This is a genomic window from Prauserella endophytica, from assembly GCF_005146945.1.
Classification (GTDB): domain Bacteria; phylum Actinomycetota; class Actinomycetes; order Mycobacteriales; family Pseudonocardiaceae; genus Prauserella_A; species Prauserella_A endophytica.
Genome location: NZ_SWMS01000038.1, coordinates 18,464 through 41,774, shown reverse-complemented (window position 1 = coordinate 41,774; position 23,311 = coordinate 18,464). Strand labels below are relative to the sequence as shown.

The window sequence follows — 23,311 nt, the reverse complement described above, 5'->3', positions numbered from 1 at the left end:
AAGATCCGGTCAACCCACCCGTGGGTTCGTCCTGAAAACCCCTCACTTCGCATGAACTCACGGGGCTCGCGGGTTGTGCGAACGCGAGGACATCGCCGTGCGCGCGAAGGTGCGGTGCGGGCAGTCCGCGCACCGCCGCGCGGTGCCGGGTGCGGTCATATTCGGCGGCCACGGTCGCAGTCGGCGCGGCGCGCAGGCGCCCTTTCTCGACGGGGGTGTGCAGGGCGACGATGTGCTGTAGGTAGAGCAGATCGGCGTGCTGGCAGGCGGCCACGATCGCGCCGGTCGGGTCGACCAAACGCCCCCGCGTCCAGTCACTGTGCGTATACACCGCGAAGATGCCGCCCGAGCGCAGCCGGTCCGCTGCCAGCAGCGCGAGCCGGTCCAGTGACACCGTCTCGGCGGCACGGGCGGGCACTGACACGAGCACCAGATCCGCACGCGCGCCGCGCGCCGGAGCGGACGCGTCCGCGTTGTCGAGGGCTCCGGTGCTCGCCGGGAGCGACGGTGTTCCGGCAAGCGCCGCGGACGGGTCGGCGGAGTCGGTGACGAGGTCGGCCCAGAACGGCCGCGACGACGCGGCGGGCACGTGCGTGCGTGGGTCGAGAGTGAGCGTCTCGGGGGTTCGGTCGAGCGCGCGCACCGCCTCCCGCGCCGTCGCCACCGACTCCGCCCCAGCCGTCGTGACGCCGTCGGTGGCAGGGGTCGTGACCATGGTCGGCGCGGTGTCGATGTCGACCAGAACGACATGTGCGCCGGGGTCGGTGAATGCCGCCGTGAGGGTCTTCACGATGGGCACCGGCCACGCCGCGTGGGCGTCGATCGGCTCGGGCCCGCATGTCCACACGGTGGCCGGAGTTGGCGCCGTCGACGAGGGCACCCGGCGACGGCGCGACGGCGACGGCGCGCCTTCGGGACGCGAGGTCGCGCGGGTCCCGCCGGCGCCCGCCGCGGCGGTGCGCGTGCGGGCTCCGGGGTAGGGGGCGCGATCGCCACCGCGCCGGGTGCGCGGCGGGCGAGTCGAGTCTGTCCGGCGACCAGGACGGCCGTCCGGGGACTGCGCGCGCTGGGTCATGAGAAGCCTCCTGAAAGTGAGTGCCGCCGGTGCGTTCCCGACGGTGGATGCGGTCACCGGCTAACTCCGGAAAAAAGGCCATTTGGAGACACTCGCTCCCGGAAAAGTTCACAAAACTTCCGAGATTCAGGACAGCGAACGTCATTCCGCCTGGTCGGGACAAAGAATCGCGACTTCGCCACTCAGGTGATGATCTGTCCCCCTATTCGCCGAGGCTTCGCGAAGGGTTGCAAGAACTTTCCCGTCGCACCCTGCTGCGCGCATCCACACCTCCGCCTGTAACGCAAAGCGCTTGAAGCGACACGCTCGGTTACCCCTGCTAACGCGTGTCAGCGCAGCTCAAGGCCATAACTGTGGGCGCCTCAAGCGCTGCAACCCCGTCCGAAGGTCACGTTCGTCGATCTTCGGCAATGCACGCGCAGCTGCGCTTGAGGCGCCCTTTGATGCGCTTGTGAGGCGGCCGGGAGGCGCTTTTGAGGCGGTTTCGAGGCGCCCTGGATGGCTCTCTGGTGGGGCACCGATTCCGCCTTTACCAGGGAGTAGCCAACATGGATTCGTCGTTACCGGAAACCGATCACGAATCGGGCGTTTTCTCTCTTCGCCGCAGTGACGAATACGCACGGGAAGACGGGGTGTTCGACGTCGCCGCCTCGACCTTAGAGTGGCTGGTGACCGGCCCGCATCCGGTGTGCGTGGACGGCGCTTCGATCCTCGGGCTTCCCTCCCGTCCGATACCGCTGGACGAACTCGGGGCGCTGCTGTTGACAGAGGACTGCACCCAGGCGACCCGCGACGCGACGTGGACCTATCTGATCGCCCGGGCGCGCGCGGAAGGCGGGACCTGGACCATGGCGTGCGTCGGCCTGGCGATGCCGGTGCTGCTGCCGGTCGCCGCGCAGCTGACCAACCGGTTCCGCGGTGACAAGCACGACATCCACGCCGCCGTTCTGACCGGGTTCCTCGACGGGCTCGGCGAGGTCGCTCTGGATCGCCCGGCGATCCTCGTGCGACTGCGGTGGGCGGCTTACCGCGCCGGATACACCGCGCTGCGCGAAGCCCTCGACGCCGCGCCGCCGATGGAGGACATCGGCTTCCGCTCCACTCCACCACACCGCCCGGGCGGACACCCCGACCTCGTGCTCGTGACCGCCGTGCGCGCGGGCGTCATCACGACCGACGAAGCCGCGCTGATCTCGGCCACTCGCTTCGGGGAACTGTCATTGACCGAGGCCGCGCACGCGCGCGGCGAGCCGTACAAGGCAGTTCAGAAAACACGTCATCGCGCCGAGCAGCGACTGACCCGCTACCTCACCGAGCCAGTCGACGAGCCCGCCGACGACACCTCCCCACCGGCCCCGGACACCAGCTATCGCGGCCACCCCAGCGGGCCCCGGCACCCAGCCCTGCGTCTCTCCCACACCCATCGGCAACGGCTACGCACCGTGACACGCCTGAGTCCGGAACTGGCGAAGAAATTCGTGCGCCCGGTGTCTCCAAACGCCCCGAAATCCGGAGTTAGCGCACGCGGGACCCAACTGCCCGCACACCCGCCCCGCCGCTCGGCGCTCACTCAGGAGGCCCGCTCATGCGACTGACACCACATCGCCACCGCCATCTCCGCCCGCCCGCACGCCGTACGGCACCGCGCCGTCCCGGCTCCTCGACTCCCACGCAGCGACCGCGTCCGGCACCTCCCCAGTCCGCGACCGCAACCACCCACCACATCGGGAGTCGCTGCGCGGGCTCGGCCGACACCGCCCCCGCGCCCGGGCGGCCACGGCCAGGTACGCGCCACCCCCGTGTCGTCCTGCTCCTCGGGTGGCTGGTCGCCGCCGGGCTGCTGCTGACGTCCTCAGTCGCGCGAGCGGAGACGGTCCAGATCGTCGCACTCGCGCAAACCGTTGACGAGGTCCTCAACAACATCCGCAGCTGGATCATGGGGATCCTCGCCGGGGTCGCCGTGGTGTTTTTGACCATCGGCGGGCTGCGCTACCTGATGGCCTCCGGCGACCCGGGCGAGATCGAGAAAGCCAAGGGCGCGTTCAAGGCCGCCGGGATCGGCTTCGGCCTCGCCGCACTCGCCCCGCTCGTGGTCGAGATCCTCAAAGGCATCGTGGGCGGGGTGTGACCCATGACCGCACAGCGCCACCCCCCGTCAGCCCGGCCACGCGCCCTCGCCCGGCGCCACGCGATGACGTCAGGCGTGCGTCCTGCCCGAGCCACCGATTCGGGCAGCGACACCAGCACCGCGAGCATCGGGCCCGGCCGCGACGAGCGGCTCATGGTCGGGGCGCCGACGGGTCGCGCGAGGAGCCGTCGCGGACACGGCGGTGGGGCACAGTGGCTGCCCCCACGTCGCTGGGCCGGCGCCCTCGCGGTGCTGGTGTCGCTGCTGGCGACCCTCGCCGGAATCGCGCTGACCGCCTCGGCCGCGCCCGGCGGTGCACTCACGCCCAGGGCAGCGGCGGCACCGCTGGTGCCCGCGCAACCGCCGGTACTGCCGTTGCCTCCGGTACCGCAACCTGACTGCGGCCCGGGCTCGGGCGACCCCGCGTGCATGCTGCCCACCGGCCCCCAGGAGCCGACACCCTCGGGGCTGCCGAGCACTCCCCTGGTGCCGCCGCCGTCACAGCCGCCGGTGTCGTGTTTCCCGGGTGCCTTGATGCCCGAGTGCGGCCCGCTCGGCGGCACTCCGCCGCCGACAACATCCGTGCCCGCGCCGTGTGAAGGGCCGAACTGCATTCCGCAGCCGACCCCGATCGACCCGCACGCGCCGGGCAACCTCCCGACGCCGGGCACGGGCAGCGGAGACCGGCCCGATGAGTGCGGGCTCACCGACCCGATCGCCTGCGTCACCGAGGGCATCGACAGCTTCTTCCGCAGTGTGGTCACCGACGCACTCAACCCGCTGCTGGAGTTGCTGGGCCAGACGCTGCTGACCACGCCCGAGCCGAGCTCACTGCCCAGTGTCGGACAGCTGTGGACCGAGTCGTGGCAGATCCTGCTGACGGCCTACGTGATCATCGTGCTCATCGCCGGGATGGTCGTCATGGGCTACGAGACCCTGCAGACCCGCTACACCATCAAGGAGATCGGGCCCCGGGTTGTCATCGGGTTTCTCGCCGGAACTCTGAGCTTGTTTCTCGCGACCAAGACGATCCAGATCGCCAACGCCCTCGCCCACGCGGTGATGGGTTCCGGTGTCAGCCCGGAGGCGGCGGGCAAGGCGCTGACCGACATGGTGCTCAATGCCCTCAACGGCGGCGGACTGTGGCTGATCTTCATCGGCTTGGCCCTCGCGGTGATGATCATCGTTTTGCTGGTCACGTTCATCGTGCGGGTGATGGTGACGATCCTGCTGATCGCCGCCGCCCCGATCGCGCTGATGTGGCACGCCCTGCCCCACACCGAGGGCATCGCGCACGCGTGGTGGAAAGCCTTCGGCGGGGTGCTGGCCATCCAGGTCGGCCAGTCGCTGGCGCTGGTGGTCGCGTTGCGGGTCTTCTTCGCGCCGGGCGGGTTCACCGTGTTCGGCCCGACCCTGAACGGGCTAGTCAACCTGCTGATGTGCTTGGCGCTGATGTGGGTGCTGATCAAGATTCCGTTCTGGTGCCTGCGCCCGGTGAGCGGCGGAGGACGCTCGATGCTGGGCTCGCTGGTGCGCGGCGCGATCGCCTACAAGACCATGGGCCTGCTCGGCGGCGCCAGCTCCCTGTTCGGCGGCAAAGGCGGCGGGCCCCGAGTGCGCGGCGGCGGTGGTGGTGCTCCGGCGGACCCGCCGGTCACCCGCTCGGGCCAGTTCATGCTGCCGATGCGAGTCCGCCGCACACGCCCCGGGCCGCGCCGGTCACCGCGCCTCGGCGAGCTGGCGGACACCGGCCCGGGAACGGACCGCCGGGCAGGTCCGGGGCAGATGTCGCTGTTCACCACGCGCGGCTCCGGGGACGAGCAGACGGTGTCGGCGAACCCGCGAGCACTGCCGCCCGACGATCTCCCCGGCGCGCTTCCTCGCGATCAGCTCGGGTTGCCGATCACCACGCGGCGAGAGCCGGATCGCGTCGGGCGCCGGGCGTTGGCCGACGACCTCGCCGAGCACGCACCGGCCAGCCCGCCCCGGCAGACCGGCCCAGGGCTGATCACCCCGTCCGGGCAGATCAACGGCGCCGCCCGCGCCCCGCGTCGCCCGACGCGCGATGCCTACACCGGCAACCGGCCACTGGCCTCGGGCCAGTACCCGCTGCCGCTCGGAGTCCGACGCCAGCCCAAACCCACGCCACCGCCACCGGCCAAGGACGCGGGCGCCTCAGCGCCGCCGCCGAAGCGGCGCGCCGGAACGCAACTGCCCCTGCCCTTGGACCTGCCCGGTCGCCGGGGCCCCAGAAGAAGTGAGGACCGTGAGCCATGACTTCTCCCGTGCGTGTGCCCGCCGACGTCGACCGCCCGGACCGGGTGCTCGGGCCCCTGACCGCCCGGCAACTCGCGATCCTCGGCGTCGCCGGCCTCCTGCTCTACGGTTTCTACTCGCTCACCCGCACCGTGGTGCCGCTGCCGGTGTTCCTCATCGTCGCCCTGCCCGTCGGGATCATGGTCACCGTGCTGGCCCTCGGGCAGTGTGACGGGCTGTCCCTGGACAAGCTCGCCCTCGCCGCCGTGCGCCAGCACCTGTCCCCGCGGCACCGGGTCGCCGCGCCCGAAGGCGTGCGCGCGGCCCCCGCCTGGCTGAGCGCCCAGCAACCCGACACCCGCACGCGAGGTCGCCGTGCACGACACCCGGCGACCTCAGCGGGCGCCGAACCGGTGTCCCCGGCACCGCTGGAACTCCCCGCCAGCGGCGTGACCGACACCGGCGCACAGGCCGGGGTCGTCGACCTCGGCACCGACGGGCTCGCGGTCATCGCCGTCTGCTCGACAGTGAACTTCAGCCTGCGCACGCCCGGGGAGCAGGAGGCGCTCGTCGCGTCCTTCGCGCGCTACCTGCACTCCCTGACCGCGCCGGTGCAGATCCTGGTGCGGGCCGAACGGCTCGACCTCGCCCCCCAGATCGCCGAGTTACGTGCCCGTGCCGGCGGGCTGCCGCACCCGGCTTTGGAGGCCGCCGCGCGGGATCACGCGGACTACCTCGCCGAGCTCACCGCGCACGCCGATCTGCTGCGCCGTCAGGTGCTGCTCGTGTTGCGCGAACCGTTGCGTACCGGCCCGGTGCCCGCCTCCGCGTCGAGCGTGCTGCCGTGGCGACGCCACCGCAACGACGACGAGAAGCGGATGGACGACGGGGTGCGGCAAGCGGCCGAGCAACGGCTGGTGCGGCGTCTCGGCGAAGCCATCGACCTGCTCTCCCCCGCCGGGATCGTGGCCACCCCGCTCAATGCCGCCGCCGCGACCGGCGTGCTGGCGGCGGCCTGCAACCCCGACACGTTCCTGCCGCCCTCGGCGCAGCTGGCCGGAGCCGACGAGGTCGTCACCGCCACCACCACCTTCACCGACCTCTACGGCCCCGACGATGCCGACCTCGCGGCGGTGTCTCGCCCGGTCCGCCCCGGGCCGTCGCGCTCCGGCCGCTCGCAGGCGGCGGGGCCGTGGCTGCCGGTGGACGAGGACTGGGACTACGACGACGAGATCGAAAGCAGGTAGACACCCATGGCCCGCACCAGACACCACGCCCCGGCCGCCTGTCCCGGAGCGGAAGCATTTACCCCCGACTCGTTGTCGGTGTCCGCGCGGCACTTGGAGGTCGGCAACGAGTTCGTCGCGAGCTTCGGGGTCACCGGGTATCCGCAGGAGGTCTATCCCGGCTGGCTCGCGCCGCTGCTGACCTACCCGGCGCGGTTGGACGTATCGGTGCATGTGCAGCCGGTCGATCCGACCACCGCCGCCAGCGGACTGCGCAAGCAGCGCGCCAAGCTGGAATCGTCCCGCCGCCACAGCGCGCGCCATGACCGGCTCGACGACCCCGAGCTCGACGCCGCAGCCGAGGACGCCGCCGACCTGTCCCGGCGCATCGCCCGCGGCGACGGGCGCCTGTTCCGATTCGGGCTGTACCTCACCGTGCACGCACCCGACGAGACCGCGCTCGCCGAGGAAGTCTCGGCGCTGCGGTCGCTGTGCGCGTCGCTGCTGCTCGACGCCAAACCCGCGACCTACCGGGCGTTGCAGGGCTGGGTGAGCACCCTGCCAATCGGGCTGGACCCGTTGGGGTTGAAGAGGACATTCGACACCGCGGCCGTGTCGGCCGCGTATCCGTTCACCTCGCCGGATCTGCCGCCGACCGACCCGACGACCTCGGCGCCGTCCGGGGTGCTCTACGGCTACAACATCGGCTCGTCCGGGCTCGTGCACTGGGACCGGTTCGCCTGCGACAACTACAACTCCGTCGTCCTCGGACGCAGTGGCGCGGGTAAGTCATATTTCGTGAAGCTCGAGACGCTGCGCAGCCTCTACCGCGCCCTCGGCGACGACGAGGACGGATGGGCAGCCGACGGGGTGCAGGCGTTCGTCGTCGACCCCGAGGACGAGTACGCCCGCCTCGCTTCTCAGGTCGGCGGGACCTATGTGCACCTCGGCGCGGGCGGGGTGCGGCTGAACCCTTTCGATCTGCCCGTGCACACCGACGCGCGCGGGCGGCGCACCGCGCCCCAGGACGCGCTCAAGCGGCGAAGCCTGTTCCTGCACACCGTCCTGGCCGTGCTCTTCGGTGCCGAGGTCACCGCCGCCGAACGCGCGGTGCTCGACACCGCGATCACCGCCACCTACCACCGTGCGGGCATCACCGACGACGCCCGGACGTGGACGCGCCCGGCGCCGCTGCTGCGGAATCTGCGTGACGTGCTCGCCGCCTCCGGCGACAGCGGTGATCGGGTGGCCGCCGATCTGGCCGCCCGGTTGCACCCGTTCGTCGACGGGTCGTTCGCCGACCTCTTCGACGGGCCCACCACCGCCACCCCGGACGGGCACCTCGTGGTGTTCTCCCTGCGGGATCTGCCCGACGAGGTGCGCGCGATCGGCACTCTGCTCGTGCTCGACGCCGTCTGGCGCCGCGTCTCGAACCCGGCCTCCCGGCGGCCCCGGCTGGTGGTGGTCGACGAGGCGTGGCTGCTGATGCAGCAGCCCGAAGGCGCGAAGTTCCTGTTCCGCATGGCCAAAGCCGCCCGCAAACACTGGGCGGGCCTGACCGTGGCGACGCAGGACACCGCCGACGTGCTCAGCAGCGACCTCGGCAAAGCCATCGTGAGCAACGCGGCCACCCAGGTTTTGTTGCGCCAGGCGCCGCAGGCCATCGACGAGATCGCCGAGACCTTCGACCTCTCCGCCGGAGAGCGGCAGTTCCTGCTCTCGGCCGAGCGGGGCCAGGGTCTTCTCAGCTCGGGGACGCAGCGGGTGGCGTTGGAATCGCTGGCCTCCCCCACAGAGAACTTCCTGATCACCACAGACCCCGCCGAACTCGCCCGGTTCGCCGAGGAGGACCCCGACGCCACCGACAACGGTCTCGCCGACGCCTACATCGACCTCGGCCCCGCCGACACAGCCGACACCGTCGCCACAGGCACCGATGCGGAGCTCGACGGTGACGAGTTCGACGACGCAGGCCAGGTCGACCTCGATCCGACGTGACCGGACCCCGGCGCAGCTGTCGACCTTTCCTTGTCGCGCACGACTTTTCTTGAAGGGAGTCCCGCTATGGCTACGCGCGCTGCGGCATCGCCGGTGAGGCAGAACTGGGTGGGCGACTACCTGCGCGATCCCGGCGGCACCACGCTCGACCTGCTCGCCGCCTTGCGTGAGTGGGCACTGGTGTGGGCGCCGGTCGTCGTTCCGGTCCTGGCTGTGACGCTGGCGGGCGTCGTCGTGGCGCGCCGCTGGTGGCGCGCGCGTCGCCACGCCGTGTTGCAGGTCGATGCTCGCAGGATCACCGTGCTCGCCCCGCCCACCGTCGATCCCGCCGGCGCAGCCGCGGTCTGGTCCAACCTCGTCGGGCTCCTGCGCCCGGCCTGGCGACGGTGGTGGGCCGGGCAACCCCACCTGGCGATGGAGTACGTGTTCGGCGAGCACGGCGTCACCGTGCAGTTCTGGGTCCCAGGCCCCATCCCCCCGTCCTTAGTAGAACGGGCAGTCGAAGCCGCCTGGCCCGGCTCCCACACCCGCACCACCCCCGCCACGCCCCCCTTCCCCGGCCTGCAGACCGGGCGGCGGCGGATCACCGTCGGCGGTCAACTCCGCCTCGCCCGCTCGGAAGCACTGCCGATCCGCACGGCGTTCGACGCCGACCCGATCCGCGGGCTGCTCGGCGCCCCGGTGGGCCTGGGCCGCGACGAGCGCGCCTGCGTGCAGATCCTCGCCCGCCCGGTCACCGGCCGCCGCGTGGCCCGAGCCCGCCGAGTGCATCAGGGTTCCTCGGGTCGCCTCGGTGGCCGGATTCTCGACACGATCAGCCCGGGCGCGAACGCCACCCGCGGCGCCCGGAGCACCGACTCGCGGCGGATCAGCACCGATCCGCAGCTGTCGCTGGAATACTCCGCCCAGAACAAGGCCATCGTGGGCAAACAGCGCGGCTCGCAGTACGAGACCGTGATTCGCTACGCCGTTGCCACCGACCTGCCCGGCGACACCTCTGACGAGCTGGCCCGCCAGGCCCGCGACACCGCCCGGGGCCGGGCGCACGCCCTGGCCGCCGCGTTCGCTGCCTACACCGATCACAACCACTACACCCGCACCCGCCTGCGCCACCCCGCCCATGCGATGGCCGAGCGGCGCCTCGATCGCGGGGACCTGCTGTCGGTGCCGGAATTGGCGGTGATCGCGCACCTGCCCACCGACGCCGAGATCCCCGGAGTCGAACGCGCGGGCGCCAAAGCGGTCGCCCCGCCGCCCGGGGTGGCAACGCCGGGACCGGAGGTCAAACCGCTCGGGCAGTCCGATTCCGGGCACGCCCGGCCCGTCGGCCTGCGCGTCGCCGACGCCCGCCACCACCTCCACGTGCTCGGCGCCACCGGCAGCGGAAAGTCGACGCTGCTGGGCAGCATGATCCTCGACGACGCCGACAACCACCGCGGGATCGTCGTGATCGACCCCAAAGGCGACCTGGTCACCGACGTCCTCAACCGGCTGCCGCGCTCGGCCGCGCAGCGGGTGGTGCTCTTCGACGCCGACTCCCGACACCGCCCACCCATCCTCAACCCCCTGGAGGGCGGCGAAACCGACCGTGAGGTCGACAACCTGGTGTCGGTGTTCCGGCGGGTGTATTCCGCGTTCTGGGGCCCGCGCACCGACGACCTCATGCGCGCCGCGTGCCTGACACTGCGTGCTCAGGAAGGCGTGCCCACGTTGGCTGACTTGCCGAAACTTCTGGCCAGTGAGGCGTTTCGGTCCCGGATCACCGCCGGGCTCACCGACCCGGCCCTGACGGGGTTCTGGCAGTGGTATGACGATCTCACCGACAGTTCCCGTTCCCAGGTGATCTCGCCGTTGATGAACAAGCTGAGGGCGTTTCTGTTGCGGCCTTTCGTGAAAGAAGCTATCGCCGGTGGGCGCTCCACTGTGGACATGGCGCAGGTTCTCGACGAGGGCGGCATCTGCCTGGTGCGCATCCCGAAAGGCTCGCTCGGGGAGGAAACCACCCGGCTGGTCGGGTCGCTGGTGGTAGCGCGCACCTGGCAGGCCACGACCGCGCGTGCCCGCGTTCCGCAGCGTCTGCGTCCCGACGCCAGCCTCGTGGTCGACGAATGCCACAACTTTCTGAATTTGCCGTACCCGCTGGAGGACATGCTCGCCGAAGCCCGTGGCTTCCGGGTCTCGATGACGCTGGCGCACCAGCACCTCGGGCAGCTGACCCGGGAACTGAAGGAAGGCATCTCCACCAACGCCCGCTCGAAGATCTTCTTCTCCGCCAGCCCCGAGGACGCCCGCGAACTCGCCCGCCACACCGCGCCCCGGCTGTCCGATCACGACCTGTCCCACCTCGGCGTCTACCACACCGCCACCCGCCTCGTCGTGCACGGCGAGGAAACCGAGCCCTTCACCATGACCACCACACCCCTGCCCGACCCCATACCCGGGCGGGCACGGGAAATCCGGTCTGTCCTGCGGGCACAGCGCCGCGCACACGCCACCCCGAACGCTGACACGACACCCCACGTCAGCGCGCCCACCACCTCGACACGGTCCGCGCCAACCGGACGGCGGGTTCCGCCGACCCGGCCACCCAAGACCGATCCACGCCGCACTCGCCCCTAACCACCGAGCCACACAACGAACTTGCCGCAGCCGCCGGTCCCGTCCGGGGCCGAGTTCGGACTGCCCACAGCACTTATCCACACCTAATGACCACTTGTCCACACCCTGTGGGCACCACTGGCGAGGAGAACGCCCGTGATCACCACCACGACCCGCCAGCACATACTGCGCGGTCACCTGCCCGGCCGTCGCACCGGCCGGGCCGCCAGTTCGGTCGAGCACCAGGCCATGCTCGCCTCCCGCCTCACCGCCCGCGACAAGTGGCTTCTTGCTTTGCTGCACGAGCACCGCGTCCTGACCACCGCCCAGATCCAGGACGCCGCGTTCCCCTCGGGCCGCTCGGCGCGCCAGCGGCTGCGCGATCTCTACCTCTGGCGCGCGGTGTCTCGGTTCCAGCCGTTCCGGCAACTCGGATCCGCGCCGATGCACTACGTTCTCGGCCCCGCCGGGGCGGCAGTCCTCGCCGCCGAACACGGCCTGGAGGTCAAGGAACTCGGCTACCGGCACGACCGCGTCATGGGCATCGCCCACAACCAGCGCCTCGCACACACCGTTGGTGTCAACGACTTCTTCACCTCGCTGATCGCCCGCACCCGCCACACCCTGGCGGCGAGCCGGACCGAGGCGCCGGTGGCGTGGTGGTCGGAATCCCGCTGCGCCCGCCACTTCGGCGACCTCGTCATCCCCGACGGCTACGGCCGCTGGCGCACCGACGGCGGCACCGCGGAGGAGGTGGAGTGGTTCCTCGAGTTCGACACCGGCACCGAATCCCTGACCAAAGTCGGCCGCAAACTCACCGGATACGCGCGGCTGGCCGAGTCCACCGGCATCGCGACACCGGTGCTGGTGTGGCTGCCCACCACCCGCCGCGAAGCCGGGGCCCGCACCGCGCTGGCCCGCGTCCACGCCGACCTCGACAACCCCCGCGCGGTGCCGGTGGCCACCGCGGCAGCCAACCTGCTCGACCCCACCTCGCCACACCCGAGCCCGGCCGAGGCGGTGTGGCTGCCGCTGACCTCAGCCCGCGCCGACCGCGCCGGCCCGCGCTACCGCCTCGCCGACCTCGCCGACGCCTGGCCCAGCCTGCCACCGCCGGCCGACACCGCCACCACGGACGACCAGGGCGAGACCGGTGACAGTGCGGCGGCCTCGCCGTACCGGCTGCCACCACCGAACCCGACCCCGCCTCCGGCCACACCGAACCGCGTCCCCCGCAACAACAACTAGAGAACCCCCACGGCAGCACCCGCCCAGGCGCTCTAACGCACCACGGAAGGGAGAGCGACCCACCGATGGGAACCAAACTCGGAGCCGGCCTCGCCGCCCTCATCCTCACCATCCCCCTCCTCATCGGCGCCGGGATCGCCGGAATGGTCAGCGCGTTCACCGGCGGTTCGTCAGGTTCGCTGATCTGCACACCCGACGGTGCGCCCACCGGCACGGTGGCGGGCCTGACCGCCGAACAGATGCGCCACGCCGCCACCATCGTCGCGGTCGGCAAACAGATGGCCGTGCCCGAGCCTGGCTGGGTAGTCGCGATCGCCGCCGCGATGCAGGAATCCCGACTGCGCAACCTGCACCACGGCGACCGCGACAGCCTGGGACTTTTCCAGCAACGTCCCTCGATGGGCTGGGGCACCCCACAACAGGTCACCACACCCACCTACGCGGCAACCAAGTTCTTCGAACGCCTCACGGCCACACCGAACTGGCAGAAGATGAGCGTCAACGACGCCGCGGAAGCCGTCCAGGCCTCGGGATACCCGAACGCCTACGCACAGCACGAAAAAACGGCGCGCACCATCGTCGCCGCCGTATCCGGAGTGCACTGCACACCGGCAACAGCGATTCCCGGAACCGGTGACTGCAACAACATCCAAGCGCCCACCGCCGCCGCCATGACCGCGATCAACTACGCGTGCGGGCAAAGAGGGCTGCCGTATGTTTGGGGAGGTAACGGCCCCGACAACGGACACAGCGGCTTCGACTGCTCCGGCCTCACCAAAGCTGCCTACGACGCCGCCGGGATCGATCTGCCGCGCACCGCACACACACAATACCAAGCAGGGCCCCATGTCCCCGACGGACAACCACTACTACCCGGCGACCTCGTCTACTACGGCACCGCAACCAACATCCACCACGTCGGCCTGTACATCGGAGCAGGCAAGATGGTGCACGCTCCGACATTCGACCAACCTGTGCAGATCGGCAACTACCGCTATCCCGGAGACGATTACGCGGGCGCTACTCGACCCACACAATTAAACTAATTAAAATTGATCAACGTTCTCCGCTGAAACGGAGGCGTGCCGCCGTGGTGCGGCCGTATGTCTACACGAGACACGTGTCTTGTTTGACGAATCGCTTGACATGGAGGCGGTGACGAAGCGTCCATAGTCGTGTAGCCCGAACGACCGGATGCGCACCGGCGGGCCGCGCCCCGGCCGGGGCATGACCATCCCATTTCGCACCAACACACATGGAGTTCGTCATGTCCCGAAAGAACCGCACCGTCAACGCCGCCACCGTCACCGATGACAGCGACCGCCACCTGCACGCCGTGGTCGACGACCCCCGCCAGCAGAAGGAACTGTCCACGGAGGACAAAGTACGAGAGGCGCTGGTCGACAGTCCCGGTTCCACCACCGCCACGCTGGCGATGGCAGCCGGGGTGGGCCGTTCGACCGCAGCGAAAATCCTGGCCCGCTGGGACCGCGAAGGCACCGCGACCCGCACCGCAGGTGACGGCCCGCGCAACCCCGACACCTGGACGACCGCACCATCGAACCGCGATACCGCCGCACCCGATACCGACGACGCGCGGCCGAACACGACGGCCGCGACGCCCAGCACCGAACAGCCGACTGATCACTCCCGCGACACCGACAAGGACACCACGGCCGAACAGACGGGGTCGACCGAGGAGACAGCCATCGATATCGATGACTCCACCCCCGAGGACTGCACGGTGAAGGAAGGGTCAGGGACCACATCGGAGGCCGACGACGACAACGCCGCCACGAACACCACCAACCACTCGCCCACCCCATCCACCGACACCGATACCGACGCCGACGCCGACGCCGACGCCGACGCCGACGCCGACGCCGACGCCGACGCCGACGCCGAGAGCGAGGGCACCACACCACCGTCCAACACAGCACCGCAGGGTCCGGTGGACAGCGCGATCGCGGCCGAGCCGTCTCCGGCAGAAACTCCGGCGGTCGCCGAAAGCACCGACACCGCCCCTACGGACAAGGATCGGCTGCGTAAGGGCGGGCTGCGGGCGTTGGTGGAGGAGTACCTGACCACACACCCGGGCGAGAGTTTCGGGCCCGCGAAGATCGGCAAGGACCTGGTCCGTTCGGGCGGCGCGGTCAACAACGCCCTGGAGAAGCTCGTCGCCGACGGGTATGCGATCAAAACCTGCGAGGCGCCGAAACGTTTCGCCATCCACCCGGCCAAGACCGATATCCCGGAGACGGCGGACCACAGCGCGTAGCCACCCCTGGGCCACCGACACCAACTTGCTACCCGTGCGTAGGAGCGCCGCCAACACTCTGGGGCGGCGCCCCTGCGCGCTGGTTCGTCCGGCACACACATTTGCCGCAACCTTCGAAGGAAGGCCCTGTCATGCACATCCCGCCCTATTCGTTGCCGCTGCTGCGGGCAGTGCTGCGCGGAACCGTCGGCGACGACGAGCTCATCGTGTCGGCCGTGATCCCCGATGCCCACCTGCACCCCGGCGTACCCCGTCGCGTATCCGGTGCCGTGATCGGACTGGGGTCGTTGATCAGCGTGCGCGACCGGGACACCGGTGCGCTGATCGAGGACATCCGCACCGCGTGGATCACCCACGCCACGGTCCAGCGGCGGTGGCAACAATGACCCGCCGTACCTATCGGCGCGGCGAGGCCACCACCGAACCCGCCGTCATCCGGCACCGCGCCGGAACCCGGTACACCGTGCTCACGTCCCCCTGCTGCGGTGCCTGCACGTGGGTCGACGTCGCGCTGCTGGCTTACCACTGGCTGGTTCCCGAACGCCCGCTGGTCATGCGTTGCGGGCGGCGCTACGACCGCCGCAAACTACCCGGGCACAGGGGATGCGACTGGGCCTGGACGATCACCATCGTCCCGGACGACGACGGCACCACGCCCGCCACCATCATCTGGACCGCTTAACCCCGCACGCGCCCCGTGCCTCGGCCGCTGCCGACGGCCCCCGGGGGGCACGTCGGCGCGCCAGTCGCCGATCACGATGTCGCCGACCAACGGATTTTCCGGAGTCGCCTCGCTTCACGGGCAGCAGTTCCCGGCCGTCATCCGCGCACTCGCCCCCAACTCGGCTGTGGCGCACAGCATCTGCTCCCGCCCCCGGGGCTGTCGGCCACCCGGCAACTCGAACCTTTCCTTCTCCCCGTTCCACGAGGCCGGAGGCAACGGCCCGTCGTCGAGGCCGAGCAGGCGACGGACCCAGGCGTCATAGCGCGGGCTTCAGGCGCGGTGGTGCCGTACGCGTGCGCGGCTGTCTCGAGGTACTCGCGGGTGCCGATTTGCCCGTGGCGGACCGCCTGCTCCTCGTCGAGGCAGAACACCACGACCCGGGCGGCGTCGAGCAGCAGCTCCGCGGCTTGGGCGCGGTCACCTGGCGGCGCGAGGCCGAGGTGTAGCGGGTATTAATCGAGGACGGCCTGTTGGTCCTGCCGACAGCGTGAACACCTCGGCGTCGGCCAGCGAGTGTGCCGCGGAGTGCGGTGGTGACCTGCGGTTGGCCATAGCGAGTACGTTCCCGGCAGGACCACATGGGTCGGGCCCAGGGTTTCAGGACTCGATGATGGGTCGTGCCCGGTCGTTCGCCCCGTGCTAGCAGAGCCGGGACGAAGTGGTCGGTGAGGACGTGCACGTGATGGTCCTCGACGTTGTGTTCCCGGCATTCGGCGGGTTCGCTCAGGCCATAGAGGTTCAGCTGGATTTCCCGGGACGCGGGTCGGGCGAAGGTCGCGCACCGCACGACCCGTCACCTCGGGTACGGGTGGGCCCACAGCAGGCTGGTGACCTCGGCGGGCTGGCAGACCGCCAGCTGCGGTAGCTCGAGCCAGGCGGTGTCGTCATAGCGCTCGCCGAACACCGTGGCCGAGACGGGCTCGCGCAGCGCCTGCTCCAGCACCGTGACCGCGACCTGCCCACCACGCCCGATTGGTGGCGATCCGCTCGTCGACCAGGCGGGGCGCGCTCACGCTGGGCTCCCCGGCCGAGTCCGATGCCCATCGTCTGACGTCGTCGCGGTCGTGTGGGAGTCACGGTTTCCCTCGGATTTCACGGGCACCGTGTGGAAGGTCCACTCGTCGCCGTCGATGCGGTAGTTCCCGTCCGTGTCGGGCTCGATGCGCCAGGGCAGGTACCCGTCCAGCGCCCGTAGGTGCTGGTGCACGTGGACGAGGGTGTCGCCGTCGAAGTAGACCTGCGGGTGGTCGTCAGGGAACTTGTCGTGGTTGATGGTGCAGTACACGACCACGGCCTCGGCGATCTCCGGCCGGAATACCGGCACCCATGACGCGGCGGGTCGAGTGTCGATGCGGGCGGGGAACCCGCTCGCGGGCAGGTTGTCGGGGTCGCAGGTGACCAGCGTTTCGCCCGAGCGCGGGGCGTGGCGTTCGGTGTCGCGCAGCACATCGAGCTGGCGGTAGAAGCGGGCGCGGGTGCGGGGCGGGGCGGACAGGAACCAGCGGCCCAGTTCCCCGAGCGGGTAGCGGCCGTCCTCGCCGAGGGCGATCTCGTGCTGGTGGGCGGCTTTCCCGGTGAAGACCACCAGCAGGTCGTCTTCAAACCGGGCCAACGGGTACCAGTCCGGGTCGAGTGGGTAAACCAGGTTCAGCCACTCGCACACGGCCTCGGCGACCTCGCGACGCAGCCGGGGTCGCACCCACAGCCCGTGGTGGCGGCACGGTTCGATCACGGCGGGGAAGCTGACCTGGTGCGGTTGGGCGTAGGCGGCGGGCACGAGTTCGATCCAGTTCTCGCCGGCGGCGAGGTCGATGCCCTCCGACGAGTCCGTGGCGGTGGTGGGCGTGCTCATCGTTGTTCTCCTTCGATGGTCGTGGTGTGGGTTGCCGGGGCGGGTCCAGCGGTAGGTGACCGGATCCCAGGTGGCGGTGGTCATCAGGCGGTTGAGGTCGGGCAGGCCGGGGCCGAGCATCCACCCGAACTCCGCGCACTCGACCTCCCCGGGCCACCATCCGGCCCAGACGTCCTGCGGGCAGCGGCACGACTCGGCGTGGCCGAGGCGCTGCAGCCCGGTGGCCAGACAGCGGGCCACGTCGCAGCCCTCACGGTGGGCATGGCCGGTCCCGACGGAACAGTCCGGGCAATACGGCTGCAGCGGCGTCACATCGGTGGCGACGGGGCGAGTGGTCATGCTGGCCTCCTGGTCGTGTCGTCATGGTCGTGGAGGAACTCGGTCCACTCCTGGACCTCGGAGCTGACATAGGTTGCGCGGCAGCCGCACGTCGGCTGCGAGGAGTTGGCGGTGACCGAGGACCAGCCCGGCTCCGGCGGTGATGGCCTCCGCGCTGCGCAGGTGCATACCCGCCCAGGTCGACGTCGGGCGTTGTCGAGCGGCTCATCGGATCTCATCGCCGAAGGTCGGCACGGTGACGGGTTTCGGGCGCATCAGCGGCATCGGCACCGAGGGCGGTGCGGCCGGATCACGAAGCCACGCGTAGATATCGTCCGGGCCGAGTGGGTCGTCGCCCTCGGGAAAACGCGGATCGTGCGGGTCGATGCGGTGCCAGCTGATCCCGCCACCCACGGTGACGAACACCGCCTGCGGTTCCGGATCGAACACCATGATCCAGCTGCTGTTGTGGCTGGTGTACCACGGCCACGGCCAGCCGAGTTCGCGCCGGTACGCGTGGCCGAGGCGTTCGTCTTCCCACACGTCGAGGGTGTCGGCGACTGCCGCGCGGAAGGCGTGTTCGTCGGTCGCGGTCAGCGCCAGCCGCGATGGTGGGACGGCGAGAAAGTTCTCTGGGTAGCATTCCCCGCGCAGGGAGCCGATCCAGTCGGCGTTCTCTCCACGTCCAAAGTAGAAGTCGGTGTAGCTCGACATGGGTTGTCACTCCTTACCTTGGTGGCGCGTACGGGTCCTGGGACAGCGGGGCCGGTAGGCAGGTGTAGGGGTCGGGCGGTGGGTACGGGTACGGGGACATCGGAAGGTCGTGGGGTGCGGTGTCCTCGTCGCGTTCGCTGGCGCGGCCAAGGATGTAGGCGAGCACGATGACGGGGGTCCACGGTCCGGGCAGCAGCACGGCCAGCACGGCCCATATGAGTCGTTTCTTCCTGTCGTGCATGGATTTTGATCCCCTTCCCCATTCGTCGATGAGATGACTGGTCGGGTCACGGTCGAAATGCCCCGGCCCGGAATTCCTACTCGGGCGCCAGTGGCGGTCACGGCTACTGGCGGTCAGGCGGAGCGCCATTTGGGCGAAAATTTGAATCCTCAGTGGAGGGTCGCCGTGCTTGGGTGGCGGCCATCTGTTGAAACGACCCGAATAGCGGTGGCCAGCCGGGGGTCGGGTTGAGTGTTTCGGGGGCGAGGCGGCCGATCGCGACGGCGAGGCGAACTCCGAGGTGATGGACGCCAGCTACCGCGAGCCATCCGGCGCAGGCTTGTTCCTGACCGTCCGCTGTCTTGTGGCAGGCGAACATCGGCGCGTCGAGACGCGCCTCGGCACCGGACGCGCCGGAGGTATGGGCCAGTGCGGCATACCGGTCGGCGGGGAACTGACCGGGCGGTGTGTCACGCCGCCACGGGCACTCGACACAGGGACGACGCCGATGCGGCAGGGCTCCCGTTGCACCGATGCCGCAGGTCCCGGTTCCCGGTGTTGCTGGCGGTACACGTGGGTGTGCCGTGTCCGCCTCGCGCGGGACGGTGTCGGCGCGATCGTCGGCGATCATGGTGCAGCACTCCCGGCTCGACATAGCTCAGGGAGCAGGGTGGCGCGGTAGTAGGTGGCACCGTCGCCCCAGCAGCGGCCATGGCCCACGCTCGCGACAGTGCGCCCGGTCAGGGAGTGCACCGCTGTGACGACGGCGCGAGAATGGGTCATCCCGGCCAGGGGGCTGATCGTGTACTCGGCCCAGCGGTCCGGTCCGGTCAGGACGTGGACCTGGAAACGGGTGTCGACGAGTTCGCTGATCGCGTACCAGGTGTCGGTGTCCACGTGGGGCACGAGATGCCGGGTGAGGCTGTCGGGATAGTCGGGCGGGACGGCGTGGGTGTTCATCACAACCCTCCGCTGCTCTCGTGGAGGTGGCTCTCGCGCGCACCACAGTTGGGTGCGTAGAAGCAATACTGGTGGTGGCCGGGATCGCCGTGGAAGGGGTCGGGAGCGGTGTCGTTGCTGTCGTGATCGGAGTCCGGGTCGAGGTGGGCGCCGAGGTCCGCGAGGCTGGTGACGCGCGCTATCGGGACTGCGGTGGCTCCGCAGAACGGGCACGGGCCCAGCAGCAGCCAGCCCCACAACGGGTCGAACCCGGTCAGGTCCTGGATGAAGTACCAGCAGCGGCCGTCCTCCCTGGTGACTTCGATGAGGTCACCCGGGGTGGTGCCTGTCGCGATGCCGTGGTGGCGGTCGGGGTCGTCGCGCACCAGCACCGCGTCGACACCGACGTCGAGGGCGGTGGCGATGTTGGCGGCGGTGATCGCACGACGGTCCCACCGCAGGCGGAAGGTGTGGCGGTCGGCGAATTCGTGTGGGGCGGTGTCGCGGTGGCGGCGGGCGACGGTGATCGCGCGGGCGGTCAACGAGGCGGGGGCGTCGGTCGGCGTGGTGGTCATGGTGAACGGTTCCTCCTGTGCTGCTCAGGTCCAGAACGGGGTGGGGTCGGTGACGACGGTGACGGTTCCCGGTCCCCGTCCGTGGGCGCGCAGGTCCGGGCCGTCGTACTCGCTGACGATGTGGGGCAGCAGGCGGAAGCGGTGGTCCCGGTCGTCGTGCGGGTTGGTCCAGTTGTGGTGGGTGGTCACGGTGGTGACGTGGTCGAGCGTGGCGCGGACGCGTGTGGCGCGGTCGTCGCCGTCCCCGGGGGTGTCGTCGAGGCCGTAGAGGTAGAGCTTGATCTCGGCGCGGGCGGGGTTCACGGCGGCGGCGTAGCGGATGCCTACCGTGGCTGAACTGGTCAGGGTTCCCATGATCCAGGCTGCGAGGTTCGCCAGGTCGAGTCCGGCGGTGTCGCGGTAGGAGGCGCCGTAGCGGCGACTGGCCGGGGTGAGCTCGACCGCGCTTGCTCCCGAATCGGTGAGGGTGAGGGTGAGGGTGTGCCATTGCCCGCCCCGGCGGCGGTCCGGGTGCGGGCGGTAGTAGAGAACCTGACCGTAGTCGAAGGTGTAGGCGGTGCCCGCCCAGTGGTCGGTGTTGTCGCCGTCGGCGGGTGGGCACGTGCCGGGGTCGGGTGGCGGGTCGGTGTGGTCGCAGTGGGTGTCGCCGAACCCGCCCGCGCGCCACGCGGCGGCGAACGCGACGAGCGCGGCGCGGTAGTCGCGTTCGGTGGTCGCGGTCAGCAACTGCCGTCCGATGGGCAGCGTGGCGACGGTGGCGGGGTCCGGGGGTGGGGTGTCGGGGTAGGTGGACAGCAGACCGAGCGGGGTGGAGGTGTCGCCACGGCCGAGGAACAGCCCGACACGGACGGATCGCGCACGGTCGGCGGAGTTCGCGGGCGTGGTGGCAGTGGTGCGGGCGGTGGTCATGGTGGTGTCCTTTCGTTGCTAGGTCGAGGAAAAAACGGTCAGTCGAGGAGGATGGCGGCGGCGCGGTTGATCAGGGTGTCGGCGAGGTGGCCGAGTTCGGTGGCGCAGTGGATCGAGCCCTGACCGGGCGGGGTGGTGGCGTCGATCCAGTTGACGGGGTCGTCAGCGGCGAGGCAGGTCCAGGTCATGTCGTCGGCCAACACCTCGGCCACGGCGCATGATTGGGCGCGGTAGTAGTCTCGCTGGATGCGGGCCCGCACCCGGTGTTCGCCAATGCGGACGATGCGGCTGTAGCTGTAGCGGTGGGGATCGCAACTGGCACTGTGGTCGAGTTCGGTGACACGCCGCCCGGTGGCGTTCGTCGTGTTGTTCATTGTGGACACTCCTTCGCGTCTGGGATGGGTGTGTTGGCCGGTGGGGCCCGGGCGGGGTGACATGGGGGGCCTGTCACCCCGCCCGGGGTCGAGGGGACGGGGTCAGCGTGTGGCGCGGAGGGCGGCGGTGGCGGCCTGTCCGATGGCGCGGGCGGTGGTGGTGGGGTCGGTCAGGGTGTGCACCGTGGCACCGTCCATCGGGTCGGTTCCGAACTTGTCGGGCGCCAGCCACAACACCGCGCAGCCGCTCGCCCGCAACCGGTCGAGCATGTTCTGGCCCGGTTTCCGGGTTTCGTGTTCGAAGTTGCCGTCGGAAATGATCACTAGCAGGCGCGCGGCGTTCGGGCGGGACAGGTCGAGCCCACCATCGAGGGCGTTGATCGCGGTGTCGATGGCGTGCCCGCCGAGGCGGGTGCCGAATTCGGTCACCTTCGCGGGTGTGGTGCCGGGGCGGGTGATCGGGGTGACGATGCCCGCGCCGAAGACCACGGTGGCGGTGGTGGCGGGTACGGCGGTGTGGCGGGCGGCGTGGGCGAGAATCCATGCCGCCGAGGCCACGGGGGCGGTGAACGCTCTCATGGAGGCGGTGACGTCGCAGATGATGCCGAGTCGTAGCGGCGGTGCGGGCACGGTGGAGCGGGTGGTGCGGGTGAACGGTTCGGCGCTGGGGATTGCGCCCGCCGCGCGTTGTGCGTCGGCGGTCATCGCGCCCCGCATCCGCAACCGTCCCGGGGGTACGGTCGAGCGGGTTTTGGTGGCTGTGCGGTCACGGTGTCCGGCGGTGGTCAGCGCGCGGGCGAGGTGCCGTGCGGCGGTTTGTTCGGTCGTGCTCGGCGCGCGAGTGCCCCGGATGTGGCGGGCGGTGGGTTCGTATCCGGTACAGGCACCCCCGAACACCGCGTTTGCGGTGTTCTGTGCCTTCTGGCGTGCCGTGTCGTCGGCGGCACGGGCATCCATGGCCTGCGTGGTGGGGTCGGTCGGGGCGGGCTCGGCAGCGACCGCACTCCCGATCGCGGCGGCGGCGCTGCTAATGGCGTTCGCCAACGGCGACGGTGTCCCGTTCCCGTTGTTGGTGACGTTGGGGTCGGGCGTGTCGGGCGGTTGGTGGGGGTCGGTCCCGATGGCTTCGCACCATTGGCGCCCGAGTTCAATCATGGCCTCGGCGTTGTCGTCGGCGGTGCGGTGCGCGGCGCGCCAAATTCTGCGCAGGGTGGCGAGGGTGTCGGTGCCGAGAACGTCGCGCACGACGCGCTCGACTCGGGCGACTTCGCGGCGGTTGAGGATGCCTCCGTCCACCCGCGCCAGCAGCAGCGCGGCGCTACGGGCGGCGTCCTCATGGGTCATTTGCGGTGCGGCGGCGGGGTCCTGTGCTTGGGTGTCGGCGAGGATGAGGTGGGTGGCGCTGGCGCGTAGCCAGTACCGGTCCCCGGGGCGGCGGCGCACCTGTGCGGCTTCCATGCGGGTTTCTTCCAGCAGGTCCGCCGCCGCGACCGCGCCCGGGGGTGCGTCGTCGGGTGCGCGCCACACGGAATGTTTGGCGTGGCCGCATTCGTGGGTGAGTAGTCCCCACGCGGTGCGGTAGCGCTTGCGGTCCCCGACCCGATGGGGGGCGACGGTGGCGGGGTCGACCCCGTTGTCCATGTGGGTCCCGTCCACCTCGATGGTGGCGAAGTCGGGGAAGAAACAAGCTGGGGCACCGTGTCCCGCCCCGGGGGCGACGGTCACCACAAGGTCGTCGCGGTCGGCGATCGCGGGTACCTCGTCGCCGAATGCGGCGGATAGGGTCAGCCATCCGGGGGCGGCGGGAAACACGGCGGTGGGGGTGGCGGCGGGGGTGGCTACGTGGGTGCTCATCGTGTGCGTCCTTTCCGGACGGTCG

24 protein-coding genes are annotated in these 23,311 nt (G+C 70.5%); 13 read left to right on the top strand and 11 right to left on the bottom strand.

The window, feature by feature from the left end; translation table 11 throughout:
- Positions 1-790, bottom strand: a 790-nt coding sequence (locus FCN18_RS35680) for a serine/threonine-protein kinase (protein ID WP_228714295.1), incomplete at its 3' end; no start/stop codon positions are given.
- A gap of 1 nt (position 791) precedes the next feature.
- Here FCN18_RS35680 and FCN18_RS35675 point away from each other — a divergent pair.
- From FCN18_RS35675 to FCN18_RS39355, 13 genes are all read left to right on the top strand, one after another.
- Positions 792-980, top strand: coding sequence for a hypothetical protein (locus FCN18_RS35675; protein ID WP_116051979.1), 189 nt, complete (start codon positions 792-794; stop codon positions 978-980).
- A 604-nt stretch (positions 981-1,584) separates the two neighbouring features.
- Positions 1,585-2,670 carry a sigma-70 family RNA polymerase sigma factor gene (locus FCN18_RS35670; protein ID WP_228714294.1) on the top strand — a complete coding sequence of 362 codons (1,086 nt, stop codon included), beginning with the start codon at positions 1,585-1,587 and terminating at the stop codon, positions 2,668-2,670.
- A 212-nt stretch (positions 2,671-2,882) separates the two neighbouring features.
- A complete protein-coding gene (locus FCN18_RS35665) occupies positions 2,883-3,203 on the top strand; it encodes an Mbov_0395 family pilin-like conjugal transfer protein (RefSeq protein ID WP_116051983.1) in 321 nt (106 codons plus the stop codon).
- Between the two features lie 3 nt (positions 3,204-3,206).
- Entirely contained in the window at positions 3,207-5,480 is a 2,274-nt protein-coding gene (locus tag FCN18_RS35660; protein ID WP_228714293.1) for a hypothetical protein, read from the top strand.
- Complete coding sequence (locus FCN18_RS35655; RefSeq protein ID WP_116051980.1) at positions 5,477-6,706, top strand: PrgI family protein; 1,230 nt, start codon at positions 5,477-5,479, stop codon at positions 6,704-6,706. The genes FCN18_RS35660 and FCN18_RS35655 overlap by 4 nt, the downstream gene beginning before the upstream one ends.
- Positions 6,707-6,712: 6 nt before the next feature.
- Entirely contained in the window at positions 6,713-8,683 is a 1,971-nt protein-coding gene (locus tag FCN18_RS35650; RefSeq protein WP_116051981.1) for a VirB4 family type IV secretion system protein, read from the top strand.
- A gap of 66 nt (positions 8,684-8,749) precedes the next feature.
- Positions 8,750-11,302: a type IV secretory system conjugative DNA transfer family protein gene (locus FCN18_RS35645; RefSeq protein WP_137097277.1), complete on the top strand. Its 2,553-nt coding sequence runs from the start codon at positions 8,750-8,752 to the stop codon at positions 11,300-11,302.
- Between the two features lie 135 nt (positions 11,303-11,437).
- Positions 11,438-12,529: a replication-relaxation family protein gene (locus tag FCN18_RS35640; RefSeq protein WP_116051975.1), complete on the top strand. Its 1,092-nt coding sequence runs from the start codon at positions 11,438-11,440 to the stop codon at positions 12,527-12,529.
- 65 nt (positions 12,530-12,594) lie between these two features.
- A complete protein-coding gene (locus tag FCN18_RS35635; RefSeq protein ID WP_116051974.1) occupies positions 12,595-13,575 on the top strand; it encodes a C40 family peptidase in 981 nt (326 codons plus the stop codon).
- 221 nt (positions 13,576-13,796) lie between these two features.
- Positions 13,797-14,807, top strand: a complete 1,011-nt coding sequence (locus FCN18_RS39910) for a hypothetical protein (protein WP_206078066.1) — start codon at positions 13,797-13,799, stop codon at positions 14,805-14,807.
- A gap of 131 nt (positions 14,808-14,938) precedes the next feature.
- Positions 14,939-15,193, top strand: coding sequence for a hypothetical protein (locus FCN18_RS35625; RefSeq protein WP_116051971.1), 255 nt, complete (start codon positions 14,939-14,941; stop codon positions 15,191-15,193).
- Complete coding sequence (locus FCN18_RS35620) at positions 15,190-15,489, top strand: hypothetical protein (protein WP_116051970.1); 300 nt, start codon at positions 15,190-15,192, stop codon at positions 15,487-15,489. Before FCN18_RS35625 ends, FCN18_RS35620 begins: the two co-directional genes overlap by 4 nt.
- A 335-nt stretch (positions 15,490-15,824) precedes the next feature.
- Positions 15,825-15,977, top strand: a complete 153-nt coding sequence (locus FCN18_RS39355; RefSeq protein WP_158303255.1) for a hypothetical protein — start codon at positions 15,825-15,827, stop codon at positions 15,975-15,977.
- 347 nt (positions 15,978-16,324) lie between these two features.
- Here FCN18_RS39355 and FCN18_RS39350 read toward each other — a convergent pair whose 3' ends face one another.
- The 10 genes from FCN18_RS39350 to FCN18_RS35575 all read right to left on the bottom strand — a co-directional run bounded on the left by FCN18_RS39350 (position 16,325) and on the right by FCN18_RS35575 (position 23,286).
- Complete coding sequence (locus tag FCN18_RS39350) at positions 16,325-16,474, bottom strand: hypothetical protein (RefSeq protein ID WP_158303254.1); 150 nt, start codon at positions 16,472-16,474, stop codon at positions 16,325-16,327.
- A gap of 66 nt (positions 16,475-16,540) precedes the next feature.
- Complete coding sequence (locus tag FCN18_RS40405; RefSeq protein ID WP_228714292.1) at positions 16,541-17,722, bottom strand: hypothetical protein; 1,182 nt, start codon at positions 17,720-17,722, stop codon at positions 16,541-16,543.
- Between the two features lie 204 nt (positions 17,723-17,926).
- A complete protein-coding gene (locus FCN18_RS35610; protein ID WP_116051969.1) occupies positions 17,927-18,415 on the bottom strand; it encodes a hypothetical protein in 489 nt (162 codons plus the stop codon).
- 13 nt (positions 18,416-18,428) lie between these two features.
- Positions 18,429-18,656 (bottom strand): hypothetical protein, encoded by a 228-nt coding sequence (locus FCN18_RS35605; protein WP_116051968.1) that lies wholly within the window; start codon positions 18,654-18,656, stop codon positions 18,429-18,431.
- A 103-nt stretch (positions 18,657-18,759) separates the two neighbouring features.
- Positions 18,760-19,266 (bottom strand): DUF6283 family protein, encoded by a 507-nt coding sequence (locus FCN18_RS40950; protein ID WP_407675809.1) that lies wholly within the window; start codon positions 19,264-19,266, stop codon positions 18,760-18,762.
- Positions 19,263-19,595 (bottom strand): hypothetical protein, encoded by a 333-nt coding sequence (locus FCN18_RS35595; RefSeq protein WP_116051967.1) that lies wholly within the window; start codon positions 19,593-19,595, stop codon positions 19,263-19,265. The genes FCN18_RS40950 and FCN18_RS35595 overlap by 4 nt, the downstream gene beginning before the upstream one ends.
- The gene (locus FCN18_RS35590; protein WP_116051966.1) at positions 19,595-20,149 is read right to left on the bottom strand and encodes a hypothetical protein; all 555 of its coding nucleotides are present in this window, start codon (positions 20,147-20,149) and stop codon (positions 19,595-19,597) included. Before FCN18_RS35590 ends, FCN18_RS35595 begins: the two co-directional genes overlap by 1 nt.
- Positions 20,150-20,173: 24 nt before the next feature.
- The gene (locus tag FCN18_RS35585; RefSeq protein ID WP_137097276.1) at positions 20,174-21,058 is read right to left on the bottom strand and encodes a hypothetical protein; all 885 of its coding nucleotides are present in this window, start codon (positions 21,056-21,058) and stop codon (positions 20,174-20,176) included.
- A 38-nt stretch (positions 21,059-21,096) separates the two neighbouring features.
- Complete coding sequence (locus tag FCN18_RS35580; RefSeq protein WP_137097275.1) at positions 21,097-21,432, bottom strand: hypothetical protein; 336 nt, start codon at positions 21,430-21,432, stop codon at positions 21,097-21,099.
- Positions 21,433-21,534: 102 nt separating this feature from the next.
- The gene (locus tag FCN18_RS35575) at positions 21,535-23,286 is read right to left on the bottom strand and encodes a VWA domain-containing protein (protein WP_137097274.1); all 1,752 of its coding nucleotides are present in this window, start codon (positions 23,284-23,286) and stop codon (positions 21,535-21,537) included.
- Between the last annotated feature and the right edge of the window lie 25 nt (positions 23,287-23,311).

What these genes read in the sequence shown, in the direction of transcription:
- FCN18_RS35635 (WP_116051974.1), top strand. Translation starts at nt 12,595, where the DNA reads ATGGGAACCAAACTCGGAGCCGGCCTCGCCGCCCTCATCCTCACCATC.
- FCN18_RS35675 (WP_116051979.1), top strand. Translation starts at nt 792, where the DNA reads ATGGGCACCGGCCACGCCGCGTGGGCGTCGATCGGCTCGGGCCCGCAT.
- FCN18_RS35595 (WP_116051967.1), bottom strand. Translation starts at nt 19,595, where the DNA reads ATGAACACCCACGCCGTCCCGCCCGACTATCCCGACAGCCTCACCCGG.
- FCN18_RS35610 (WP_116051969.1), bottom strand. Translation starts at nt 18,415, where the DNA reads ATGTCGAGCTACACCGACTTCTACTTTGGACGTGGAGAGAACGCCGAC.
- FCN18_RS35590 (WP_116051966.1), bottom strand. Translation starts at nt 20,149, where the DNA reads ATGACCACCACGCCGACCGACGCCCCCGCCTCGTTGACCGCCCGCGCG.
- FCN18_RS35655 (WP_116051980.1), top strand. Translation starts at nt 5,477, where the DNA reads ATGACTTCTCCCGTGCGTGTGCCCGCCGACGTCGACCGCCCGGACCGG.
- FCN18_RS35645 (WP_137097277.1), top strand. Translation starts at nt 8,750, where the DNA reads ATGGCTACGCGCGCTGCGGCATCGCCGGTGAGGCAGAACTGGGTGGGC.
- FCN18_RS35620 (WP_116051970.1), top strand. Translation starts at nt 15,190, where the DNA reads ATGACCCGCCGTACCTATCGGCGCGGCGAGGCCACCACCGAACCCGCC.
- FCN18_RS35580 (WP_137097275.1), bottom strand. Translation starts at nt 21,432, where the DNA reads ATGAACAACACGACGAACGCCACCGGGCGGCGTGTCACCGAACTCGAC.
- FCN18_RS35625 (WP_116051971.1), top strand. Translation starts at nt 14,939, where the DNA reads ATGCACATCCCGCCCTATTCGTTGCCGCTGCTGCGGGCAGTGCTGCGC.
- FCN18_RS35660 (WP_228714293.1), top strand. Translation starts at nt 3,207, where the DNA reads ATGACCGCACAGCGCCACCCCCCGTCAGCCCGGCCACGCGCCCTCGCC.
- FCN18_RS40950 (WP_407675809.1), bottom strand. Translation starts at nt 19,266, where the DNA reads ATGATCGCCGACGATCGCGCCGACACCGTCCCGCGCGAGGCGGACACG.
- FCN18_RS35605 (WP_116051968.1), bottom strand. Translation starts at nt 18,656, where the DNA reads ATGCACGACAGGAAGAAACGACTCATATGGGCCGTGCTGGCCGTGCTG.
- FCN18_RS39910 (WP_206078066.1), top strand. Translation starts at nt 13,797, where the DNA reads ATGTCCCGAAAGAACCGCACCGTCAACGCCGCCACCGTCACCGATGAC.
- FCN18_RS40405 (WP_228714292.1), bottom strand. Translation starts at nt 17,722, where the DNA reads ATGACCACTCGCCCCGTCGCCACCGATGTGACGCCGCTGCAGCCGTAT.
- FCN18_RS35650 (WP_116051981.1), top strand. Translation starts at nt 6,713, where the DNA reads ATGGCCCGCACCAGACACCACGCCCCGGCCGCCTGTCCCGGAGCGGAA.
- FCN18_RS35575 (WP_137097274.1), bottom strand. Translation starts at nt 23,286, where the DNA reads ATGAGCACCCACGTAGCCACCCCCGCCGCCACCCCCACCGCCGTGTTT.
- FCN18_RS35585 (WP_137097276.1), bottom strand. Translation starts at nt 21,058, where the DNA reads ATGACCACCGCCCGCACCACTGCCACCACGCCCGCGAACTCCGCCGAC.